Annotated in this window: 19 protein-coding genes, 2 tRNA genes and 2 pseudogenes; 11 read left to right on the forward strand and 12 right to left on the reverse strand. The window is 68.5% G+C overall.

What is annotated here, in order from left to right; translation table 11 throughout:
* Positions 1-46: 46 nt before the first annotated feature.
* Positions 47-361, reverse strand: a complete 315-nt coding sequence (locus BVIR_RS09435; RefSeq protein WP_055037442.1) for a helix-turn-helix domain-containing protein — start codon at positions 359-361, stop codon at positions 47-49.
* Positions 362-778: 417 nt separating this feature from the next.
* On the opposite strand from BVIR_RS09435, the gene BVIR_RS09440 reads away from it, so the two are divergent.
* Together BVIR_RS09440 and BVIR_RS17215 are read left to right on the forward strand one after the other, a co-directional pair.
* Positions 779-854: transfer RNA gene (locus BVIR_RS09440), tRNA-Phe, on the forward strand.
* Between the two features lie 199 nt (positions 855-1,053).
* Positions 1,054-1,131 (forward strand): annotated as a pseudogene (locus BVIR_RS17215) (hypothetical protein); the annotation flags it as partial.
* 62 nt (positions 1,132-1,193) lie between these two features.
* Here BVIR_RS17215 and BVIR_RS17045 read toward each other — a convergent pair.
* The 3 genes from BVIR_RS17045 to BVIR_RS16845 all read right to left on the reverse strand — a co-directional run bounded on the left by BVIR_RS17045 (position 1,194) and on the right by BVIR_RS16845 (position 2,076).
* Positions 1,194-1,562, reverse strand: a complete 369-nt coding sequence (locus tag BVIR_RS17045; RefSeq protein ID WP_055037443.1) for a hypothetical protein — start codon at positions 1,560-1,562, stop codon at positions 1,194-1,196.
* Positions 1,563-1,690: 128 nt separating this feature from the next.
* Positions 1,691-1,780, reverse strand: a tRNA-Ser gene (locus BVIR_RS09450).
* A 119-nt stretch (positions 1,781-1,899) separates the two neighbouring features.
* A complete protein-coding gene (locus tag BVIR_RS16845) occupies positions 1,900-2,076 on the reverse strand; it encodes a hypothetical protein (protein WP_156331038.1) in 177 nt (58 codons plus the stop codon).
* A gap of 190 nt (positions 2,077-2,266) precedes the next feature.
* Here BVIR_RS16845 and BVIR_RS09460 point away from each other — a divergent pair.
* From BVIR_RS09460 to BVIR_RS09470, 3 genes and pseudogenes are all read left to right on the forward strand, one after another.
* Positions 2,267-3,445, forward strand: a pseudogene (locus tag BVIR_RS09460) (IS3 family transposase); the annotation flags it as partial.
* A 283-nt stretch (positions 3,446-3,728) separates the two neighbouring features.
* Positions 3,729-5,351, forward strand: a complete 1,623-nt coding sequence (locus BVIR_RS09465; RefSeq protein WP_055037444.1) for an ABC-F family ATP-binding cassette domain-containing protein — start codon at positions 3,729-3,731, stop codon at positions 5,349-5,351.
* Positions 5,352-5,820: 469 nt separating this feature from the next.
* Positions 5,821-6,957 (forward strand): helix-turn-helix transcriptional regulator, encoded by a 1,137-nt coding sequence (locus BVIR_RS09470; RefSeq protein ID WP_055037445.1) that lies wholly within the window; start codon positions 5,821-5,823, stop codon positions 6,955-6,957.
* Between the two features lie 113 nt (positions 6,958-7,070).
* Here BVIR_RS09470 and BVIR_RS09475 read toward each other — a convergent pair whose 3' ends face one another.
* Positions 7,071-7,565: a nuclear transport factor 2 family protein gene (locus BVIR_RS09475; protein WP_169788597.1), complete on the reverse strand. Its 495-nt coding sequence runs from the start codon at positions 7,563-7,565 to the stop codon at positions 7,071-7,073.
* 469 nt (positions 7,566-8,034) lie between these two features.
* Between BVIR_RS09475 and BVIR_RS09480 the strand changes: the two genes are divergently transcribed.
* The 3 genes from BVIR_RS09480 to dxs all read left to right on the forward strand — a co-directional run bounded on the left by BVIR_RS09480 (position 8,035) and on the right by dxs (position 11,969).
* On the forward strand, positions 8,035-9,066 hold the full coding sequence (locus BVIR_RS09480) for a 2-hydroxyacid dehydrogenase (protein WP_055037447.1): 1,032 nt from the start codon (positions 8,035-8,037) through the stop codon (positions 9,064-9,066).
* A gap of 94 nt (positions 9,067-9,160) precedes the next feature.
* Positions 9,161-9,412 carry an exodeoxyribonuclease VII small subunit gene (locus BVIR_RS09485; RefSeq protein ID WP_055037448.1) on the forward strand — a complete coding sequence of 84 codons (252 nt, stop codon included), beginning with the start codon at positions 9,161-9,163 and terminating at the stop codon, positions 9,410-9,412.
* A gap of 640 nt (positions 9,413-10,052) precedes the next feature.
* The gene (gene dxs / locus BVIR_RS09490) at positions 10,053-11,969 is read left to right on the forward strand and encodes a 1-deoxy-D-xylulose-5-phosphate synthase (RefSeq protein ID WP_055037449.1); all 1,917 of its coding nucleotides are present in this window, start codon (positions 10,053-10,055) and stop codon (positions 11,967-11,969) included.
* A gap of 31 nt (positions 11,970-12,000) precedes the next feature.
* On the opposite strand, the gene BVIR_RS09495 is transcribed toward dxs, so the two are convergent.
* A complete protein-coding gene (locus BVIR_RS09495) occupies positions 12,001-13,686 on the reverse strand; it encodes a CorA family divalent cation transporter (protein ID WP_197604424.1) in 1,686 nt (561 codons plus the stop codon).
* A gap of 83 nt (positions 13,687-13,769) precedes the next feature.
* Here BVIR_RS09495 and BVIR_RS09500 point away from each other — a divergent pair, with 83 nt between their 5' ends.
* Both BVIR_RS09500 and BVIR_RS09505 read left to right on the forward strand, forming a co-directional pair.
* Positions 13,770-14,501: a TlyA family RNA methyltransferase gene (locus tag BVIR_RS09500; protein WP_055037450.1), complete on the forward strand. Its 732-nt coding sequence runs from the start codon at positions 13,770-13,772 to the stop codon at positions 14,499-14,501.
* Complete coding sequence (locus BVIR_RS09505) at positions 14,498-15,745, forward strand: class I SAM-dependent RNA methyltransferase (RefSeq protein WP_055037451.1); 1,248 nt, start codon at positions 14,498-14,500, stop codon at positions 15,743-15,745. The genes BVIR_RS09500 and BVIR_RS09505 overlap by 4 nt, the downstream gene beginning before the upstream one ends.
* A gap of 145 nt (positions 15,746-15,890) precedes the next feature.
* On the opposite strand, the gene ribB is transcribed toward BVIR_RS09505, so the two are convergent.
* From ribB to BVIR_RS09535, 6 genes are all read right to left on the reverse strand, one after another.
* On the reverse strand, positions 15,891-16,976 hold the full coding sequence (ribB, locus tag BVIR_RS09510; RefSeq protein ID WP_055037452.1) for a 3,4-dihydroxy-2-butanone-4-phosphate synthase: 1,086 nt from the start codon (positions 16,974-16,976) through the stop codon (positions 15,891-15,893).
* 47 nt (positions 16,977-17,023) lie between these two features.
* A complete protein-coding gene (gene aroC, locus BVIR_RS09515) occupies positions 17,024-18,112 on the reverse strand; it encodes a chorismate synthase (RefSeq protein WP_055038805.1) in 1,089 nt (362 codons plus the stop codon).
* Between the two features lie 152 nt (positions 18,113-18,264).
* Positions 18,265-18,894: a histidine phosphatase family protein gene (locus tag BVIR_RS09520; protein ID WP_055037453.1), complete on the reverse strand. Its 630-nt coding sequence runs from the start codon at positions 18,892-18,894 to the stop codon at positions 18,265-18,267.
* Positions 18,895-18,901: 7 nt separating this feature from the next.
* The gene (gene fabI / locus BVIR_RS09525) at positions 18,902-19,717 is read right to left on the reverse strand and encodes an enoyl-ACP reductase FabI (protein WP_055037454.1); all 816 of its coding nucleotides are present in this window, start codon (positions 19,715-19,717) and stop codon (positions 18,902-18,904) included.
* A 188-nt stretch (positions 19,718-19,905) separates the two neighbouring features.
* Complete coding sequence (locus BVIR_RS09530) at positions 19,906-20,895, reverse strand: DnaJ C-terminal domain-containing protein (RefSeq protein ID WP_055037455.1); 990 nt, start codon at positions 20,893-20,895, stop codon at positions 19,906-19,908.
* A gap of 209 nt (positions 20,896-21,104) precedes the next feature.
* Positions 21,105-21,530, reverse strand: coding sequence for an RT0821/Lpp0805 family surface protein (locus BVIR_RS09535; protein WP_055037456.1), 426 nt, complete (start codon positions 21,528-21,530; stop codon positions 21,105-21,107).
* 127 nt (positions 21,531-21,657) lie between these two features.
* Here BVIR_RS09535 and pdxH point away from each other — a divergent pair, with 127 nt between their 5' ends.
* Positions 21,658-22,278, forward strand: coding sequence for a pyridoxamine 5'-phosphate oxidase (gene pdxH / locus BVIR_RS09540; protein ID WP_055037457.1), 621 nt, complete (start codon positions 21,658-21,660; stop codon positions 22,276-22,278).
* Positions 22,279-22,345: the final 67 nt, after the last annotated feature.

Genomic DNA, 22,345 nt, shown 5'->3' on the forward strand with positions numbered 1-22,345 from the left:
GTGGTGGCGACCGGTATCGGATTAGGACAGCGCTGCCGACGAGAAATCAGCCAGCCTGGTGGGCTCCCAGCGGGATCGTCGCCATCCCCAGCTTCGCCTGCTGGTCCGCATCCAGCGGCGAGCGCCGCCCGACATAGGCCAGCGCCTCCACCCCGGCCCGGCCGCGCTCGGCATAAAGCGCCCGGTGCTCCAGAACCGTGCTCTCGTTCAGATAGAGCGCGGCGGCGATCTCAGCCGGCGTCCAGCCATCGTCGAGCAGCAGCAGCACGTTCACGCGCCGATGCACCGCGCTGTTGATCTGCCGGCGCATCAGCTTCAAGAAATACGATCGGTCCTCAGCCGTCAGAACCAGCCCTGCCATGCCGACAGGGAATCACCAAACCCGCGCCAGGAAAACCGAAAAATCCAAATCCTTCGGAGTCGCGGTATATCTCGCCAACTACCTGCGTTGGTTCCACCTCGCCGGCATCGGAAATGGCCCCACACCACGCGTTTGCCTCAATGCCGCCATCGGACCACAGCTCAGGGTCGCCATCCCAAGCTAACGCGAATTGAGCCTTCCGCAATCACGAAGGGACCTCCCGGAATTCGTATCATTTGCGCCAGCGGATCGGCCCGTCGATCCGATCCGACCTTCGCTCATCAAGAGGCGAAGCGGTCGTACCGTCATCTATCCACACCCCGTGTACGAACCTTCACACAGCGTCTGGACAGCGCGAAAACCTGCCCGTATAACCCGACCACTTCGCGATGCCCGGCACCGGCCGGCGCCATGCGAGCCCAGGTAGCTCAGTTGGTAGAGCACGTGACTGAAAATCACGGTGTCGGTGGTTCGATTCCGCCCCTGGGCACCATTACCCTTATGTCCTAGCATTCCAGGATGTCTCGCACAGCCTCATAAAGTATTGAAAAGGCGGCACAAAACTGGCTTGCGACGCCTGCTGCCGTCTCAGTCTGCATCATCGGATATCGCCCGATCCGACGGATTTGTTGGCCTTGATGTTGGCCTCGTCCCGGTATCTGCTGGCCTGAGGCCAACAGCGGGAGGCATCAATGGCCTTGACAGATACGGTGTGCCGCGTCGCCAAGGGTCGGGAGACCAAATACAAGCTCTCCGACGGCGGTGGGCTCTACCTCCTTGTGAAGCCAAGCGGATCGCGGCTCTGGTCCGACCATCTTTTGAGAGCCAGCTTCTACGGCCCGAGCGGCTGGAAGCCATCCTGGGCAACGTCCTCGACCGCAGGCAGGAACAGGGCGAGCGCCGCCGCGAGCATATCCATATCGCCGAACTCAACAAGCGCGCCGCCGAATCGGAACTGCGCCTCAAGCGGCTCTATGACGCCATTGAGGCGAGCGTTGCCGATATTCACGATCCGGCGCTGAAAGACCGCATCGACGGTCTCAAGGCAATCCGGGATCAGGCCAGCGCCGACGCCGAACGGGCACAGGCAATGCTCGACAACTCGGGAGCCAAGGCGGTCACGCTGCAAATGGCCCGCGCCTTCGCCGACACCGCCCGCCAGCACATTCGGCTTGAGGGCGGCGGCTATCGCCGCGACCATCTGCGCGCGTTGGCGCAGCGCGTCGAGTTGCCGATGGCGAGGTCAGGATCATGGGATCGAAGTCCCGGCTGCTTCAGACGCTCGTGGTAGGAAGCAGCGTAAACTCAGTGCCCACTCAGGGACTGAAGTGGCGGACGGGGTGGGATTCGAACCCACGAGAGGCTTGCACCTCTGGCGGTTTTCAAGACCGCTGCCTTCAACCACTCGGCCACCCGTCCAACCGCCGACAATTGGCGCACGATGTGGCCTAACGCAAGCCCGAGATGTGTCTGATTAGGCAGCGGTCGGGCGTTTACGGGTATCGTCTGACCCGCCCTGGGTTTGCCGGCAACTGTATTCAGGCATGGGCGTCTGGCGCGAAGTCGGCGCCGGCTGCAAGCATGACGTTCGAGACGGTGAACAGCTTTCGGGCGGCTGCCATGCGGGCGGCCTTCACCGGTTTACCCGCGGCTTCGAGACGCTTGCGAAACTGGCCGAACGTGGCCGACCGACGGTACGCATGTAGCGCGGCCAAGTAGAGCTATGCTGGAAACTGGGGTGATGGGCGATCAGGCGGCGTTTGTGGACGACGTGTCGGTGACCTCGTACCCGTCGGCGAATCTGACACCCTCGACCAGAGAAGTGGCTCCGGCAATCTGAACAGGTCCGATAAGTGGCGTTTTCGCCTGTGAACAGCCAAGCTGGCTTGGCGAACAGGAGAGACGATGCCCCGACGACCGCGCCGGAACCACACCCCGGCTTTCAAGGCGAAAGTGGCGCTGGCCGCCGTCAAGGGCGAGAAGACGCTCGCCGAGTTGGCTCAAGCGTTCGACGTCCACGCCAACCAGATCACGGCCTGGAAAGCTTAACTCCTCGAAGGCGCTGCCGGGGTGTTCGGTCCGGACGGCAAGGCCGATGCGGCGACGCCGGCGGTCGACGTGAAGGAGCTGCACGCCAAGATCGGTGAGTTGACGCTCACCAACGATTTTTTAGCCGGCGCGCTCGCCAAGGCCGGCCTTGCGAGCGCAAAGCGATGATCGACCGGACCCACGCCTTGCCGATCGTCCAGCAGGCCAGGGCACTGGGGATCAGCCGTGGCAGCGTGTACTACGCGCCTCGGCCGGTGCCGGCCGCCGATCTGGCGATCATGCGGCGGATGGACGAACTCCACCTCGACCACCCGTTCGCCGGCAGCCGCATGATGGCGGCCCTTCTGAGGAACGAGGGCGTCGCGATCGGTCGTTGTCACGTCGGCACGCTGATGAAGCGGATGGGGATCGAGGCGATCTACCGCAAGCCGAACACCTCCAAGCCCGCGCCAAACCACACGATCTATCCCTACCGTCTGCGGGGCATGACGATCGAGCGGCCGAACCAGGTCTGGGCGATGGACATCATCCTCGGGTCAAGCCCGAGGACAGGCTCTATATCCCGATGGCGAGAGGCTTCGTCTACCTCGCCGCCGTGGTCGACTGGTTCTCCCGGCGGATCTTAAGCTGGCGCGTCTCGATCACGATGGAGGCCGCGTTCTGCATCGAGGCGATCGAGGAGGCGCTGGCCCGCCACGGCCGGCCCGAAATCTTCAACACCGACCAGAGCCTGCCCCCGCGAAGGCGGGGGGATCGCAGTTCACGTCGCAGGCCTTCACCGCCGTGCTCACCGAGGCCAAGATCGCCATCAGCATGGACGGCAAGGGCTCCTGGCGGGACAACGTCTTCGTCGAGCGGCTGTGGCGAACGGTCAAGTACGAGGAGGTCTACCTCAGGGCCTACGACAGCGTCGCCGAGGCGCGGGCCTCGATCGGCCGGTATCTGGCCTGGTACAACGGGACCCGTCCCCATTCGAGCCTTGACCGGCGCACGCCGGACCATGCGTACTTCAACCACCCGCCGCTCCTCGCGGCGCTTGATCGACGAGGCGGAAACCCTCTTATCGGACCAGCCCACACTGTTCAAACAAGCGGGGCCACCTCTAGGCGCCTTCGTCGCCTCCCCCGCGGAAGACTGCAATCCTCTTGGTGGCGTGCGGAACACCCTTCCGCCGACGCCCCTTATGCCCTAAGCGGACGCGACCATCCGACGCGCGGCGCCCGTGACGCTGCGCCCCTCCCCGTCCCTGCAGGACCTTCGCGCCCCCAAGCCGGCGGCGGACGAAGCTCGTGCGCCAAGATCGAAACCCCGGAAGCCCATGATCCGCCTCGACAACATCGGCAAGCAGAACGGCCACCAGATCCTGTTCATCGAGGCCTCGGCCGTGCTGCTCAAGGGCGAGAAGATCGGGCTGGTCGGCCCCAACGGCGCCGGCAAGACCACGCTGTTCCGCATGATCACCGGCCAGGACGAGCCCGACGAGGGCCAGGTGTCGGTCGATCGCGGCCTCACCATCGGCTACTTCAACCAGGACGTCGGCGAGATGGCCGGCCGCAGCGCGGCGGCCGAGGTGATGGACGGCGCCGGCCCGGTGAGCGAGGTGGCGGCCGAACTGAAAGAGCTTGAGCATGCCATGGCCGACCCGGACCGGGCCGACGACATGGACGACATCATCGCCCGCTACGGCGAGGTGCAGCACCGCTTCGAGGAGCTCGACGGCTACGCGCTGGAGGGCCGCGCCCGCGAGGTCTTGGCCGGGCTCGGCTTCTCCGATGAGATGATGGACGGCGACGTCGGTAAGCTGTCGGGCGGCTGGAAGATGCGGGTGGCGCTGGCCCGCATCCTGTTGATGCGCCCCGACGTCATGCTGCTCGACGAGCCTTCGAACCACCTCGACCTCGAAAGCCTGATCTGGCTGGAGAGCTTTCTCAAGGGCTTCGAGGGCGCCTTGATGATGACCTCGCACGACCGCGAGTTCATGAACCGCATCGTCTCGAAGATCGTCGAGATCGACGGCGGCGCGCTCACCACCTATTCCGGCAATTACGAATTCTACGAGGAGCAGCGGGCGCTGGCCGAAAAGCAGCAGCAGGCGCAGTTCGAGCGCCAGCAGGCCATGCTGGCCAAGGAGATCAAGTTCATCGAGCGCTTCAAGGCGCGTGCCTCCCACGCCGCCCAGGTGCAAAGCCGGGTGAAGAAGCTGGAGAAGATCGAGCGGGTGGAGCCGCCGCGGCGGCGCCAGAGCGTGGCGTTCGATTTCCCCCAGGCGCCGCGCTCGGGCGAGGACGTGGTGGCGCTGAAGAACGTCGACAAGGGCTATGGCTCGAAGCGCATCTATGACGGTCTCGACTTCATGGTGCGGCGGCGCGAGCGCTGGTGCGTGATGGGCGTCAACGGCGCCGGCAAGTCGACTCTTCTGAAGCTGGTGGCCGGCGCGACCGAGCCCGACGCCGGCACGGTGACGATCGGCGGCAGCGTCAAGATGGGCTACTTCGCCCAGCACGCCATGGATCTGCTCGACGGCGAGCGCACCGTGTTCGAGTCGCTGGAGGATGCCTTCCCGCACGCCGGCCAGGGCGCGCTACGCACCCTCGCCGGCTGCTTCGGCTTCTCGGGAGATGACGTCGAAAAGCGTTGCCGGGTGCTGTCGGGCGGCGAGAAGGCGCGCCTCGTCATGGCCAAGATGCTGTTCGACCCGCCGAACTTCCTGGTGCTGGATGAGCCGACCAACCACCTCGACATGGCGACCAAGGAAATGCTGATCGCCGCGCTCTCGAATTACGAGGGCACCATGCTGTTCGTCTCGCACGACCGCCATTTCTTGGCGGCTCTCTCCAACCGTTTGCTGGAGCTGACGGCGGACGGCATCCACCAGTATGGCGGCGGCTACAGCGAATATGTGGCGCGCACCGGCCACGAAGCGCCGGGCCTGCGAAGCTGAGGGCCGAGGGCGCGGCCCGCGCCGCCGCGTCCTTGCCAAGGTGAGCGCGGCGCGACGAGCCCTTTCGGCGAGCCGCCCATTGCGGCCCTCGCCGCGAGCAATGGCAGCGGCGTGGCCCCCGAAACCACCGATCTATCGCGAAAATTGCGCAACCATGGCGTGCCGGCCCAGATAGGGCCGCGGGCTTGGGCCGGGACCGCGCCGGGGCACGCGCGTCCGGCGCGGGGACGGCGTTGGCGCCGGAAGATGCGGCGAGCGCCAGCGCCAGCGCACTAAACCAGCGATTTAGCGATCCCACCCGAAATATTTGCAAGACAACTTACGGGAGCTCGGCTAGACCGTGGCGGAATACGGTTGCAACAACGGAGGGCACAAGGTCGCTCCCGCCGTGAAACCGCGACGATACGTCGCCCGCAGATGGCGACGTCCGGCGGATTGAGTGATCCGGCGAAAGCTCCCCGAGGCCTGGATGAACCGGCGGACCGACATTGCAGCCGCGCTGGCGCGACTGGCCGAGGCGCCATTTGCCGACGGCCAGTGGCACGACGCGCTGCGGCTGTTGGCGGCGGCGACGGGCGGCACGTTCGCTCATCTGGTGGGCTGGACCAACCCGGCCCGGCTGCCGGCCAACCTGAGCTGGAACGAGCCCGACCGCATGATCGAGCGCTGGGTCGAACTCGGCGGCGCCAACCCCGACATCAACCCACTGGTGCGGGTCGGCGTGCGGACGCCCGAGCTGCGGGTGGTCACGGACGACGAGGTGGTGTCGGCCGACGCCCGCAGGACGCTGCCGATCTGGCAAGAGTTCTATGAACCCTACGACATGCCGCATGTTTGCTTCACACCGGTGTGGCGCGACCGGCATGTGCCGATGTCGCATCTGACGCTCGCGGTTACGCGGTCGGCGCGGGCCGGCCCGGTCGGGGCAGAGGATCGCGCCGCGTTCCTCGCAATCGCGCGCGGCTGGCGCGAGGCGGTGCTGCTGTCGCAGATGATCGGCCGCGAGAATGGCCGGGTGCTGGCGGGCGCGTTCGATGCGCTCGCGATTGCAGCGGTGGCGCTGGACGGGTTCGGGTGCGTCATCGCGGTCTCGCCGGCCGCCGAAGCGGTGCTGCGCGACGGCGGCGTGATCGGCACGCGGCAGCGGCGGCTGCACGGCGCCACCGTTCATGCCGAGCGCGCGCTGGAGACGTTGCTCGCGCCGTTCCAGACCATGACGCCGCCGCCGCCGCCGGTCGCGGCCGAGTTGCAAGGCGTCGGACGGGCGTTGCGCCTGCGGGTGACGGCGCTTCCACGCAACCGGTTCTCCGCCGGTTTTGCCGCCGCGACGCTGGTGGTGTTCGAAGGTGGTCCGGCGCCATCAGCCGTCCGGCCGCTGCTGCCGGCGCTGACGCCGGCCGAGCTCGACATCGCCACCGCGCTGCTGCGTGGCGAGCGGCCCGCGCAGATCGCGGCGCAGCGCGGGGTGTCGATCAGCACCGTGCGGTCGCAACTGAAGGCGATCTTCGCCAAGGCCGAGGTCGGCGGCCAGATCGAATTCGTCGCCCGGGTGCAGCGACAGGCCACCGGCAGCGCAAAGCGCACCAAGGACGACGTCGACACATGATCGGACCTGCGGAGGATCGCGAGGCGTCCGGCAGATGGTGCCGGAGACCCTCCGGCACTGAGCAGCCACTGGCGTTTGGCGCACCAAGACGGACGGCAACGCCGGCGGCGCGCCTACGAGCCGGGGTCGCCCGGCCGGTCGCGGGCCACGGCCGAAGCGGCGGCGCCGTTCTGGCACACCGGGTCCGGCTGCAGCGTACGCGGCAGCGTTTGCGTCCCGAACAGCTTGGCGGCAGCGCTGGTGTCGAACACCTGTTCCAGCGCCATGATCCGGTGCTGACGAAGCCGCAGGATGTCGACGCACTGCAACTCGGCCTGGACCGAGCCGCTGCGGACCGGCATCGTCCACCGCACCACCGCGCAATCGCCGTCGATCAGCAGATCCTGCAAGGTCGGCATCAGGACCCGAGCGGTGGCGTCGAGCCGGGCGAGAAACGCCATCACTCCGGCGGCGCCGCGATAGTCGCCGGCGAGCGGCACCGTTTCAGGGTCGCCGGACACCGTAATCCGCGCGTTGGCGTGAAAACACCGCCGCGCGCCGGCGGTGTCGCCTCGCCACCATCGGTCATAGGCCTCTAAGACAATTTGCGTAACGTCAGCCCGCATCATCGCTGCCATCCGCTGCTTTTGCATGAAGGCTGACTGTGTGAGCTTGCCAACTCGGCGTCATCCCCAGTTTGGATGATGTATGGACTGAGGTTACCTCGGCGGCGTTATCTTCGATGGCAGGTAACTTCCCATGTAACGCTGCTTTTCCGATTTTGCCTTTGATGTATAGGAATATATTTTACGTTATTAATTATTGTTTCCGAAAATTGGTTTTATTCTGCCGTACGCGATCCTTGCCGCCTCAGCAACAGCTTGGCCCCGCCGTGTCCGGCAGCGCGTTGCAGACCAGTGCCGGGACGCTACGGCGCCACTCTTCACGATCGGAGAATCGGGGCGATAATCATCGCCGGACCGGAATTTTCGCCGCCCGCCCGCCGGAGCGGATCGCCTGCAGCGCCGATGCGACCGCACCGGCGCCGCGCCCTCACCCCCAACTGCGCCGAGCCGGCCCGGCGCTTGAGGCAGGCTGATGCAGGTCGCAGTGTTCTCGACCAAGCCCTACGACCGTCGCTTTCTCGACACCGCCAATGGCGGGCGCCACCGGTTGCGCTACCTCGATGCCCGCCTGTCGGCCGAGACCGCGCCGCTCGCCACGGGTGCGGATGCGGTGTGCGCGTTCGTCAACGACGAGTTGGACGCCGAGACGCTGCAGGCGCTGGCCGGGCTCGGTGTCCGCCTGATCGCGTTGCGCAGCGCCGGCTTCAACCATGTCGACCTCGCCGCGGCCCATCGTCTGAAGCTGCCGGTCGCCCACGTGCCGGCCTATTCGCCGCACGCCGTTGCCGAACACACGCTGGCGCTGATTCTGACGCTGAACCGCAAAACCCACCGCGCCTACAACCGGGTGCGCGAGGGCAATTTCGCCCTCGACGGCCTGCTCGGGTTCGATCTCGCCGGCAAGACCGCCGGCGTGGTCGGCACCGGCCAGATCGGCGAGCTGGTGTCGCGCATCCTGATCGGGTTCGGCTGCACCATCCTGGCGCACGACGTCCGCCCCAACCCGGCCTGCGAGGCGATGGGGGTGCGTTACGTCGAGCGCGACGCGCTGTTCGCGTCGTCCGACATCGTCAGCCTGCACTGCCCGCTGACGCCCGAGACGCGCCACTTCGTCAACGATGCGCTGCTGAAGCGGACCAAGCGCGGCATGATGCTGATCAACACCTCGCGCGGCGCCGTGATCGACACCGCGGCGGCGATCCGCGGCCTCAAGAATGGCACCATCGGCAGCCTCGGCCTCGACGTCTACGAGGAGGAGGCGCACCTGTTCTTCGACGACCGGTCGAACCGCGTCATCCAGGACGACGTGTTCGCGCGCCTGCTCACCTTCCCCAACGTGCTGATCACCGGCCACCAGGCCTTCTTCACCGCGGAGGCGCTGCGCAACATCGCCGAGACCACGATGGCCAACCTCACCGCATTCGAGACCACCGGCCGCGCGGTGCACGAGGTGCCGGCGGAGAAGGTGGCGACGACGAGCACGTCGCTCGGCCAGCGCGCTTGACGTTTCAACCACCCGATCGACACATCCCCCCGCCATTGCCCCCCTCCCTCTCGCCCGCTATCACTCGCGGCTCTTGCATCCCCAGGAGGCGCCTGTGACCACCCAGCCGCATGCCGACATCACCACCCTGTCGTTCGAGACGGCGCTCGGCGAATTGGAGAAGATCGTCGGCCGGCTGGAGCGCGGCGATGTTCCGCTGGAGGAATCGATCGCCATCTATGAGCGCGGCGAGGCGCTGAAGGCGCGCTGCAGCCAGTTGCTGGCGGAGGCCGAGGCGCGGGTCGAGCGCATCACGCTCAACGCCGACGGCAAGCCCACCGGCACCGCCCCGCTCGACCCTGAGTGAGCGCGTTCGACCCGGCGCCGGCGCAAGTCCGGGGCATCGGCCGGTCCAACCCGTTGGGGCCTAACGCCGCAGTTGGGCGATGCGGGCGGCCGCGCCGCCGGCCCGTCGTTCTCCACCGTGGTCACGACTGCGTGCGCGCTGGCCCGCGCGCCGCACGAGGGCGGCGACGCTGGGACTTGGAGGGGACGAACGCGGCGGGCCGCTCGCTATTCCCATGACAAAACAATGACGTGGCTGTTCGGAGCCCGCCCGGTTCCGCGGCCCGACGGCCAATGTTGCGCGTCGTCGGCATAACACTTTCGACTGACGGCCCACTTGCCGGAGCGGGCGGCGGGCTGCTGCGGCCTTGCCGCGCGAGGGGCGGAAGCGGCGTTGGATTTTACGAAAACACTCCGTTTGGCCAATTGCTTAGTCCGCCTCGGCGTTTTCCTTAGAACCGCAGCACGCTTAAGGGGCCACCCCGCATTGCGCCGGCCGGTGGAGCCCGCTAAGTCTGCCTCGCGAGATCCGTCGCCTCGAGCGGTCTCTGGCCGCGCGGGATGGTGTTTTGTCGTCCGTTCGCCGGAAACGTCGGTTCCGGCGGGAACTCGGTGCCCTGCGGCCAAGGCGAGGCCGTTACGGCGCCAATCTGTCGCTTCTGGTGTCCACCGTGTCGAAAACCCCCCTGCTCGATCGCATCCGCACCCCCGCCGACCTCCGCCAGCTGACCGAAGACCAGCTCGCGCAGCTCGCGCAGGAAGTCCGCGACGAGATGATTGAGGTGGTATCGGAGACCGGCGGCCATCTCGGCGCCGGCCTCGGCGTGGTCGAGCTGACGGTGGCGCTGCATTATGTGTTCGACACCCCGTTCGACAAGCTGATCTGGGACGTCGGCCACCAGGCCTATCCACACAAGATGCTGACCGGCCGGCGCGACCGCATGCGCACCTTGCGCCAGGGCGGCGGCCTCAGCGGCTTCACCAAGCGCACCGAGAGCCCGTACGATCCGTTCGGCGCCGGCCATACCTCGACCTCGATCTCCGCCGCGCTCGGCTTTGCGGTGGCGCGCGACCTCAAGGGCGAGCCCAACAACGTCATCGCCGTGATCGGCGACGGCTCGATGTCCGGCGGCATGGCCTACGAGGCGCTCAACAACGCCGGCGCGATGGATTCGCGGCTGATCGTGGTGCTGAACGACAACGACATGTCGATCTCGCCCTCGGTCGGGGCGATGTCGGCCTATCTGTCGCGCCTGCTTTCGGGCAAGACCTACCTGTCGCTGCGCGACATCGGCAAGCAGTTGTCACGCCGGTTCGGCCGCACCATCGACCGCACCATCACCCGCGCGGTCGAGCACGCCCGCGGCTTTCTGATGGGCGGCACGCTGTTCGAGGAGCTCGGCTTTTATTACGTCGGCCCGATCAACGGCCACGACCTCGACAGCCTGTTGCCGGTGCTGAAGAACGTGCGCGACGCCGGCGTCGGCCCGGTGCTGCTGCACGTCGTCACCCAGAAGGGCAAGGGCTACGCCCCGGCGGAGTGTGCCTCCGACAAGTATCACGGCGTCGTCAAGTTCGACGTCGCCACCGGCTCCCAGGCCAAGGCCAAGCCGGCCACGCCGTCCTACACCAAGGTGTTCGCCGAGGCGCTGATCAGGGAGGCCGACCGAGATTCCAAGATCGTCGCCATCACCGCCGCCATGCCGAGCGGCACCGGGCTCGATCTGTTCGCCAAGGCCCATCCCAAGCGCTGCTTCGACGTCGGCATCGCCGAACAGCACGCGGTGACCTTCGCCGCCGGCCTCGCCGCCGACGGCATGAAGCCGGTCTGCGCCATCTATTCCACCTTCCTGCAGCGCGCCTTCGACCAGGTGATCCACGACGTCGCCATCCAGAAGCTGCCGGTGCGCTTCGCCATCGACCGGGCTGGCCTGGTCGGTGCCGACGGCGCCACCCACGCCGGCGCGTTCGACGTCGGCTATATGGGCGCCCTGCCCGGCATGGTGGTGATGTCGCCGGCCGACGAGGCCGAGCTGGTCCACATGATCGCCACCGCGGCCGCCCATGACGATGGGCCGTGCACGGTGCGCTACCCGCGCGCCGACGGCATCGGCATCCCGCTGCCGGAGCGCGGCATTCCGCTCGAGATCGGCCGCGGCCGCGTCGTGCGCGAGGGCACCAAGGTGGCGCTGTTCACGCTCGGCACCCGCCTCGCCGAGGCCCTCACCGCGGCCGACGAGTTGGAGCGCTACGGCCTTTCCACCACGGTCGCCGATGCCCGCTTCGCCAAGCCGCTCGACCGCGCGCTGCTGCGCCGGCTGGCGCTGCACCACGAGGTGCTGATCACGGTGGAGGAAGGCGCAGTCGGCGGCTTCGGCTCGTTCGTGCTGCAGGCGCTGTCGGACGAGGGCCTGCTCGACGGCACGCTCAAGGTCCGCGCCATGACGCTGCCGGACCTGTTCCAGGACCACGACGCCATTCCGCGCCAATATGCCCAGGCCGGGCTGGATTCCCGCGGCATCGTCGCGAAGGTGTTCGAGGCGCTGGGCCGCGACTTCACCGAGGCGCGGACGGCGTAAGGCCAACGTCGGCAGCTTGCAGCGGACGGCGTCATCGCCGCCGCTTCGACCACAACACCCGGACCAGCGCCGACAGGTGCGCCCGAACCCCGGCGCGGGGGTCGGACACCGCATCGAGAAACTCCGACAGCGGCTGCGATCGCCGCAGCACCACATAGGTGAGCAGCGTGGTGACGGTGAGCACCACGAAAAACACCGAGAGCTGGAACGACGCCGGCTGGTCGGCCATCGCAAACAGGTTCATGCCGAGAAAGCCGGTCGACACCGTGCCGAGGATCGAGAGCATGGTCACCACCGTCAGCCGCACGATGGTGGTCGACTGCCGGCGCAGCATGTCGGAGTCGAGGTAGTGGCTCATGTCGCCGATCTCGTCCCGCAGCCCGGCATAAAGGCTCTTCAGCGCCAGGTGGTCCGACCACATCCGCGACAGGTCGCGCACCATGGCCTGGTCGGACACCTCCGAGAACCAGTAGCGATGGCTGAAGCGCAGGAACACCTCCTGCATCTCGCGAATGTCGCGGCGGAAACTCCGCACCGAGTCGTGGTCGCGCACGTCCAGCCGGGTGATGATGCTGACCAGCCGGTCGGACATCATCAGCAGCGCGGCGCGGTGGAAGTGCGCGATCATGCCGACCAGGAAGATCTGGTGGCGGAACTGGGCGAGGAAGCCGCGCTCGGGGTCGGTGAACACCGCCTCGCCGACGTCGCCCACCGCCACCAGGGTGTGTCCGGTGCAGATGACGCGGGTATCGACCCAATCGCCGCCGCGGGCAGGATCGTGGTAACGGTCGTAACAGTAACGCGTTTCGAAATCGCGCAGGAAGGCCTCGGAATAGGGCAGCCCGGTGCGGTTGAAGGCCGGTACGGCAAGGCCGAGCCGAACGTAGTCGGCGCGGGTCAGCCCGCGAGGATTGTCGACCGCGAGATAGACCATCATCGGCATGCGGTAGTGCTCAAGCTGGCGATAGCGCAGCGTGCCGGTGATGTCCTCGTGGTTGAGCCGCAGCGGCTTGAGCAGAAACTCCCAGTGCGCAGCAATGGCGGGTGCGATCGAGCGGCAGACCGCCGCGGTGAACTTGGCGCGGTCATCGAAGTCGGAGACCGCCAGCACCTTCCCGCGCTCATCCAGCCACTCCACCTTGGCCGGACAGTTGGCGCCCTCCCCGCTCGCCGCCCAGCCGGACGGATAGGCGCGGCCGAAGCGGTGGATGAGGTCGTGCGCCGTGCTGAGCGGAAGGTCGGCGCCCGCCATCTCGAACACCAGCATCACGACGTCGACGTCGAAGAAGAAATAAAGGTCGATGTGGGCGATCGTCAGCGTCAGCGGCGGCGCCCCCGCCGTCATCGTCACCCGCACCTCCCGCACGTCGCGGCGACGGTAGATTTTGATGGGCGAGTCGCCGTAGGAGGTGCGGGTGGTGCGCGAGGCGCGCTCGCCGTAAAGGAAGCGCTGGGCGTGCGGCAGGAAGGTCACAAACTCGCGGTAATGCCGCTCCTGGACCGCGGCGGGATCGTCGGGGAACTCGTCGGTCAGCGCCGTCCACACCGGCGCGTCGGCGTCCTGCTGCTGCTCGAGCAATTCCCAATGGGCCCGGACGGCGGCGTCCTCCTTCAGCGGCATCAGTTGCAGCGGCCAGATCAGGATCTGGCGGAACTGCCGCACCACCGGCGCGGCGGCAGCGTCCGACGTGATCGTGGTCTCGACGGTCTGCTGCACGACAGCCCCCCTGACGCGCGATTCCCTGCGGCAGAGTTGGGCCATTTTGCCCGCTTGTCCACTCGAAGTCCGGAGATGTAACGGTGACCACGCCGCGCCGCAGAGCCGACGTCGTGCTGGTCGAGCGCGGCCTGTTCGAAAGCCGCGCCCGCGCCAAGGCCGCCATCGAGGCCGGGCTGGTCAAGGCCGACGGCATCGTTCTGACCAAGGCGTCGGACGCCATCGCCCCCGGCGCCGACATCATCGCCGAGGCGCCGCACCCGTGGGTGTCGCGCGGCGGCGTCAAGCTCGCCCACGCCCTTGACGCCTTCGGGGTCGATCCGGCCGGGCTGATCTGCCTCGACCTCGGCGCCTCGACCGGCGGCTTCACCGACGTGCTGGTCAGCCGGGGCGCCGCCCGCGTCTATGCCGTCGACGTCGGCCACGGCCAGCTTCACCCGAAAATCGCCGCCGACCCGCGGGTGGTCTCGCGCGAGGGCGTCGACGCCCGCGACGTCACCTTGGATTTGCTCGGCGCGGCGCCCGGCCTCATCGTCATCGACGTCGCCTTCATTCCGCTCACGCTGGTGCTGCCCGCCGCCCTGGCGGTGGCGGCGCCAGGCGCGCGGCTGGTCGCCCTGATCAAGCCGCAGTTCGAGGCCGGCCGCGACCGGGTGAAGAAGGGCGTGGTGCGCGACGCCGCCATTCATGCCGAGGTGTGCGATAAGGTCGCCGCCGCCGTCGCCAGGCTGGGCTGGACGGTCGACGGCATCATCCCCTCCCCGATCGCCGGCGGCGACGGCAACCGCGAGTTCCTGCTGGTGGCGCATACATGACGACCGAACGCCTGACCATCGCCTGCTTGGGCCATCGCGGCGACGGCTGCGCCCAGACCGCCGACGGCCCGCTCTACGTGCCCTTCACCCTGCCGGGCGAGGAGGTCGAGGTGCAGCGCGTGCCGGGCAAGGACCGCGCCGACCTCGTCCAGGTGATCCGGCCGAGCGCCGACCGCGTCGAGCCGTTCTGCCCCCATTTCGGGGTGTGCGGCGGCTGCGCGCTGCAGCACATGGCCGAGCCGGCCTACCGCGCCTTCAAGCATGGCATCGTGGTCTCGGCGCTGGCCGACGCCGGCCTCGACGTCGAGGTGGCCGACATCGTGCCGGCGCACGGCCGCGGCCGCCGCCGCGCCACCTTCCACGCCCGCAGCACCGCCCATGACGTGCTGGCGGTCGGCTTCATGGCCCAGCGCGCCCACCGCGTGGTGCCGATCGACGACTGCCCGATCCTCGATCCCGGCCTCGCCGGCGCAGTGACGGCGTGCTGGGCGGTGGCCGAGGCGCTGGCCGCCACCGGCAAGCCGCTCGACATCCAGGTCACCGCCACCGATGGCGGGCTCGACGTCGACGTGAGCGGCTGCAGCCGGCTGCCGGAGCGCCTGCGCCAGACGCTGGTGCGGATGGCCGGCGCGCAGGACCTTGCACGCCTCACCCTGGCCGGCGACCTGATCGTCAAGCGCCGACCGACCACCATCGCCATCGGCCGGGCGTCGGTCGAGCTGCCGCCCGGCGCCTTCCTGCAGGCCACCGACGCCGGCGACATCACACTTGCCACCCTGGTGCGGGAGATGGCCGGCAAGCTCGCCGGCAAGGCCGCGGTGCTCGACCTGTTCGCCGGGGTCGGCACCTTTGCCTTGCGGCTGGCGGAGACGGTGCGGGTTACCGCGGTCGACGGCGATGCCGCCGCCATCGCCGCGCTTGACGCCGCGGTGCGCGCCACCCAGGGCCTGAAGCCGCTGACGACGGAGGCGCGCGACCTGTTCCGCCGGCCGCTGGTGGCGGCCGAGCTGAAGCCGTTCCGGGTGGTGGTGTTCGATCCGCCGCGCCAGGGCGCCGAAGCCCAGGCCAGGCGGCTGGCCGACAGTGCCGTGCCGGCGATCGGCGCGGTGTCCTGCAACCCGTCGACCTTCGCCCGCGACGCCAAGCTGCTGGTCGCCGGCGGCTACCGGCTGACGCGGGTGGTGCCGGTCGACCAGTTCGCGTGGTCGCCGCACGTCGAGGTGGTGGCGCGGTTCGAGCGCTGAGGCGAGGTCGGCGGCAGCGGCGGCCGATGACGGCCGCTTAGGCGGTGCCGGCTCGATCAGCCGGACACCGACCATTCGGCGTTCGGCCGGTCACTGATTCAGCCCCCCGGAATACGAACTCCGGCCGGATCGGCCGGAGTTCGGATCACACCAGTTCGGTCGCCACGATCTCGATGTCGAAGCCGGCGAGACCGACATAGGTGCGCGATTTCGACGCCAGCAGCCGGATCGACACCAGCCCGAGGTCCTTGAGGATTTGGGCGCCGAGGCCGATCTCGCGCCATTGCTCCTCGCGCTTGCGGGCGGATTCGGAATCCTCCGTCCCGCCCAGCGACTCGTGCGGCACGCCGGCGGTGCCCTCGCGCAGGTAGATCAGCACGCCGCGGCCAAGTTTGGCGATGCGCTCCAGCGCGCGGTCGAGCGAGCGGTCGCCGCCGAACACGTCGCGCAGGATGTGCTCGCGGTGCAGCCGCACCAGCACGTCGCGGCCATCGCCAATATCGCCGAACACCAGCGCCAGGTGTTCGACGTTGTCGAACGGCGTCCAGTAACTGATGCCGGTGGCGCGGCCGTAGGCGGTCTCGACCGGGAACTCGGCGAGCCGGCGCACCAGCTTGTCGCGACGCTGGCGCCAGGCGATCAGGTCGGCAACCGCGAGACGCTTCAGTCCGTGCTGGTCGGCGAACGCCTTGATCTGCTCGCCGCGCATCACGGTGCCGTCGTCGTTCATCAGTTCGCCGATGACGCCGACCGGCGGCAGCCCGGCGAGCTTGCACAGATCGACCGCGGCCTCGGTGTGGCCTGAGCGCATCAGAACGCCGCCGTCGCGGGCGATCAGCGGGAAGATGTGGCCCGGGCGCACGAAATCGCCGGCGCCCATGTTGCCGTTGGCGAGCGCGCGCACGGTGGTGGTGCGCTCCTCGGCCGAAATGCCGGTGGTGACGCCGTGGCGAGCGTCGATCGACACCGTGAAGGCGGTGCCGAGCGGCGCGTCGTTGCGGGCCACCATCGGATCGAGGTTGAGGCGGCGGGCGTCGGCCGCGGTCAGCGGCGCGCAGACGATGCCGGAGGTGTTGCGGATGATGAACGCCATCTTCTCCGGGGTGCACAGCGAGGCGGCGACGATGAGGTCGCCCTCGTTCTCGCGGTCGTCGTCGTCGGTGACCAAGACGATCGCCCCGGCGCGGAACGCTTCGATCGCGGTGCGCACCCGCTCCTGGCTGTCGGTCATGGCGCCCTCCAAGCTGACGTCCAATTTGGCGTCCGGTCGTCCCCGGCTCATCCGATTTGTCCTTTGTGTCGCAGAAAATGGTCGGCCAGCACGGCCGCCATCATCGCCTCACCCACCGGGACGGCGCGGATGCCGACGCAAGGGTCGTGCCGCCCCTTGGTGAGGATTTCGGTGTCTTGGCCAGCGCGGTCGATGGTGCGGCGCGGCGTCAGGATCGACGAGGTCGGCTTGACCGCGAACCGCACCACCACCGGCTGGCCGGTGGAGATGCCGCCGAGAATGCCGCCGGCGTTGTTGGACAGGAACTGCGGCGCGCCGTCGCGGCCCATGCGCATCTCGTCGGCGTTGTTCTCGCCGGTCAGCGCGGCGGCAGCAAAGCCGGCGCCGATCTCGACACCCTTGACCGCGTTGATGCCCATCATCGCGCTTGCGAGATCGGCGTCGAGTTTGCCGTAGAGCGGTGCGCCAAGGCCGACCGGCACCCCTTCCGCCACCACCTCGACGATGGCGCCGATCGATGAGCCGGCCTCGCGAATCCCGTCGAGATAGCTCTCCCAGAGCTGGGCGGCCTCGGCATCCGGACAGAACAACGGGTTGTTCGCCGTCTCCTCCCAGTCCCAGCGGCCGCGGTCGACGGCGTGGGGGCCGACCTGGACCAGGGCGCCGCGGATGGTGATGCCTGGCACCACTTTTCGCGCGATGGCACCGGCGGCGACACGGCAGGCAGTTTCACGCGCCGACGACCGGCCACCGCCGCGCGGATCGCGGATGCCATACTTGGCGTCATAGGTGAAATCAGCGTGACCGGGCCGGTATTTCGCGGCGATCTCGGAATAGTCCTTCGAGCGCTGGTCGACATTCTCGATCAGCAGCGCAATCGGGGTGCCGGTGGTGCGCTCGATGCCGTCGGCCGGATCGACATAGGTGCCGGACAGGATGCGCACCTGATCGGGCTCGCGCCGCTGGGTGGTGAAGCGGCTCTGACCCGGCCGGCGGCGGTCGAGGTCGGCCTGGATGTCGGCGCTCGTGAGCGGGATGCGCGGCGGGCAGCCGTCGACGACGCAGCCGATGGCCGGGCCGTGGCTCTCGCCGAAGGTGGTGACGCGGAACAGGTGGCCGTAGGTGTTGAAGGACATGCGCTTGATGAGCCGGATCCGGGCCGGCAAGCCGGGGCGAAGGGACCTACTTCCTATAGAGCACCGCCGGGGCGGTGGGAACCTCAACGGATGGCGGTCGGCGTGGGGCACATCATGCCGGCGGTCTCTGCCGCCCGACCCTGCTCAATGCGTTACCGCCATTCGGTCCAGCCGTCGCCGACCACGCACACCCGCCCCTGCGGGATGCTGAAGCGGCAGGCCTCGGCCGGCGCCAGACTGCCGGACAGCACCATCATCGCCCGCGTCACCCCGCCGTGGGCGACCACCACGGCGTCGCGCGCGAATTCGGTGAGCCAGTCCTCCAGCCGGTCGGCAAGGTCGGCGTAGCTCTCCCCGCCCGGAGGCGTGGCGGCCCAGATGCTGCGGTCGCGCGCGGCGGCGCCGACGGGATCGGCGAGCCGCACCTCCGACCAGGTCAGCCCTTCCCAGCGGCCGAACGATAGCTCGGCCAGCCGCGCGTCCACCGCATAGCCGGTCGGCGGCAACCCCAGCGCCACGCGCATCAGTTCCATGGTTTCGCGCGCCCGCGCCAGCGGGCTGGCGACGAACGACAGCGCCGCCAGCCGCTCAGGCTCGACCACGCGCAGCAGCCGGCGGGCGGCCTCGGCCGCCTGCTTGCGGCCGGTGTCGTTGAGCGGGATGTCGCGCCGGCCCTGCAGGCGGCCGGCGCGGTTCCAGTCGGTTTCGCCGTGGCGAACCAGATAGAGCGTCGGGAAGTCGGAAACCGGCGCCGTGCGGGCCGGCGCGGACGGAGCCGTCACTGCGAATTCAGTCCTTCGCCTTCGAGATGTCGGGAGCGTCGGGGTTCTTCATGCCGACAACGTGGTAGCCGGCGTCGGCGTGATGGATCTCGCCGGTGACGCCGCGCGACAGATCGGACACAAGGTACATACCGACGTCGCCGACCTCCTCGATGGTCACGGTACGACGCAGCGGCGAGTTATATTCGTTCCACTTCAAGATATAGCGGAAGTCGCCGATGCCGGAGGCGGCCAGCGTCTTGATCGGGCCGGCCGAGACGGCGTTGACGCGGATGCCCTTCGGGCCGAGGTCGGCGGCAAGGTAGCGCACCGAGGCCTCCAGCGCAGCCTTGGCGACACCCATCACGTTGTAGTGCGGCATCCACTTCTCGGCGCCGTAATAGGTCAGGGTCAGCATGGCGCCGCCGGGCTTCATCAGCTTCTCGGCGCGCTGGGCAACCGCCGTGAACGAATAGCAGCTGATGAACAGCGACTTGGTGAAGTTGTCCGCGGTGGTGTCGATATAACGACCCGTCAGCTCGTCCTTGTCCGAGAAGGCGATGCAGTGGACCAGAAAGTCCAACCCGCCCCACAATTTGTTCACTTCCTCGAAAACATGGTCGATCGTGGCGGGATCGGTGACGTCACAGTGACCGACCACCGCCGCGTCCAGTTCGGCCGCCAGCGGCCGCACCCGCTTCTCCAGCGCTTCGCCTTGGAAGGTGAAGGCCAGTTCGGCGCCCTGATCTCGGCAGGCCTTGGCGATGCCCCAGGCGATCGACCGGTTGTTGGCGACCCCCATCACGAGGCCACGTCGGCCATTCATTACGCCCGAAACAGTCATCGTCTCAGCCTCCGCCCGAAATTTTGGCTTCCTATGACACGGCCGCTCGGGCGGCAGCAAGCCACCATCGAACGGCCAGGGCGTAGCGGTGGATAGACTATGGTGGGACCGCACGCACCGGCTGTTCTCCGGGGCACCAACCCCGGCCACCCTAAGACCCTGGGCCGAGGCCCGGAGTCATCGCCGGTTTACTCCGCGCGGGCGCGCCACTTGCGCATCACCGCGTCGAGTTCGGGATCGGCGGTCTCGGGCAGCATGATCTTGAGGCTGACGAACAGATCGCCGACGCCGCCGCCGGCCTTGGGCAGTCCACGGCCGCGGATGCGGAAGGTGCGCCCGCTCGAACTCATCGGCGGCACGGAGAGGTCCACCGCGCCCTCCAGCGTCTCGACCCGCACCTTGCCACCGAGCACGGCGTCGGCCAGCGGCACCGCCACCTCGGTCCGCAGGTTTTCGCCATCGGGCTTCAGCGTCGGGTGCGGCGCTACCTCCACCGTCACCAGCGCGTCACCGGGCGCGCCCTGGCGCAACGGGCCGGGATGGCCGAGCCCGCGCAGCCGCACGGTCTGGCCGGAGGCGATGCCGGCGGGAATGGCGACCTCGACCTCGCGGCCGGTCGGCAGCGACACCCGTTTCTTGGCACCCTTGGCGGCCTCGGCCAGCGTCACCGTGACCTGGGCGTTGACGTCGTCGCCACGCCCGCTGGCCGCGCCAAAACCGGGGTGGAAGCCGCGCTCTTGCCCGCCAGCGGCGCGGCCGCCCATGGCGCCGAGGATATCGCCGAGGAAATCGTCCATGCCGCCGGCCGGACCACCGGCAGGGCCGCGGCCACCGGGACGGCGGACGCCCTCCGGACGGAACGAAAAGGACTCGAAGCCGGAAAACCCACCCGGACCGCCACCGAAGCCGCGCGCACCGGCGCCGGGGTGGGCACCCTCGAAGCCGTGGAAGCGCGGCTTGCCTTCAGCGTCGATTTCGCCGCGGTCGAATTGGCCGCGCTTGGTCTCGTCGCCGAGAATTTCGTAGGCGCCGTTGAGCTCGGCAAACCGCGTCGCCGCATTGGCATCGGTCTTGTTGGCGTCCGGGTGCAGCTTCTTGGCAAGCTTGCGATACGCCTTCTTGAGCTCGTCCGCCGTCGCCTTGCGGCCGACGCCGAGCACGTCATAGGGGTCGCGCATCGAAACACTTCTCCCGCGATTTCCTTGCCGGAACGGCCGCGCCCCACCGGCCCGCCGCCGTCCCGCGTCGCTCACCGTCAAAGTGGGGAGCGACAGACAGGTTTACAATGATTTACGGCGATCCTGCCGACGGCACAGCGCCCGGCCCGGCCCGCCCGGTCGGGCAGCGCCTCGCCGGTGGACCGAGTTCGGCCGCTCGGTCTCGATGGTCAGGTTTTGGCGGCGAGCGGACGCACCATCTGCACCTTCCAGCCAGCCTTGCCGGCGAGACAGGCTTCGCCCTGGTGCCAGGATTCGGTGTCGCCCTCCACCCGCGACAGCAGGAACGTACGGCAGGTCCGGCCGGCGTCGGAGGCGGCCGCCTTCGACAGCGGGGTGATGCTGCCGTGGGCGCCGGTGGCGGGGTTGTCCCACATCACGCTGGCGCCGGCGTCGGTGCGGTTCATCGCCAGCGAGAACGGCGCCTTGGCCGCGCGCCAGTCGGCGTCCGGCACGGTGGCGACCGGCACGACCGGCAGCGGCTTGACCGATTTGGTGACGATCTCGTCGTCGCTGTCGTCGCCGAACAGGCCGCCCATCGGGATCGAGATCGCGGCGCAGCCGGACACCAGCAGCGCAAGCCCGACGCCGAGCACGCACCGGCTGAGGCCGGCGATCGCACGTGCGGTTTGGCTCCCCCGGCGCGCTCGACTATAAGACCGCGTCGGCTGATAGGCACGGCTGGCACCCACGAGTCACCTCAACCCCACAAGACCGCTGCTGATGGAAACGCCATCCTGGTTAACGTCTGGTGATTTCACCGAGGCCGAAGAGCCGTTTCGGCTGTTTCAGGCGTGGCTTGCCGACGCCGAGGCCAGCGAGCCGAACGATCCCAACGCCATGGCGCTCGCCACCGTCGACGCCGACGGGCTGCCCAACGTGCGCATGGTGCTGCTCAAGGGCATCGATGCCCGCGGCTTCGTGTTCTACACCAACACCGAAAGCCAGAAGGGCCGCGAGCTCACCGGGCAGCCCAAGGCGGCCGCGGTGTTCCACTGGAAGAGCCTGCGCCGGCAGGTGCGGGTGCGCGGACCGGTCGAGCAGGTCAGCGACGCCGAGGCCGACGCCTATTTCGCCTCAAGGCCGCGCGGCTCGCGCATCGGCGCCTGGGCGTCGGCGCAGTCGCGACCGCTGGAAAGCCGGTTCGCGCTGGAGGCCGCGGTTGCCACCACGACCGCGCGCTACGCCCTCGGCGCGGTGCCGCGGCCGCCGCACTGGACCGGCTTCCGCATCCTGCCGGTCTCGATCGAGTTCTGGCACGACCGGCCGTTCCGCCTGCACGATCGCGTCCAGTTCCGCCGCGAGTCCGGCCGCGGCTGGCAGAAGGCCCGCCTCTACCCGTAGGCGTTACCGGTGTTTGCCGGCCGCGCGCACAGCGCGCTCGGCAAATAGGCTAAGGGTCAGGTTAAGC

Origin of the sequence: Blastochloris viridis (genome assembly GCF_001402875.1) — a bacterium.
In the GTDB taxonomy this organism is placed as follows: domain Bacteria; phylum Pseudomonadota; class Alphaproteobacteria; order Rhizobiales; family Xanthobacteraceae; genus Blastochloris; species Blastochloris viridis.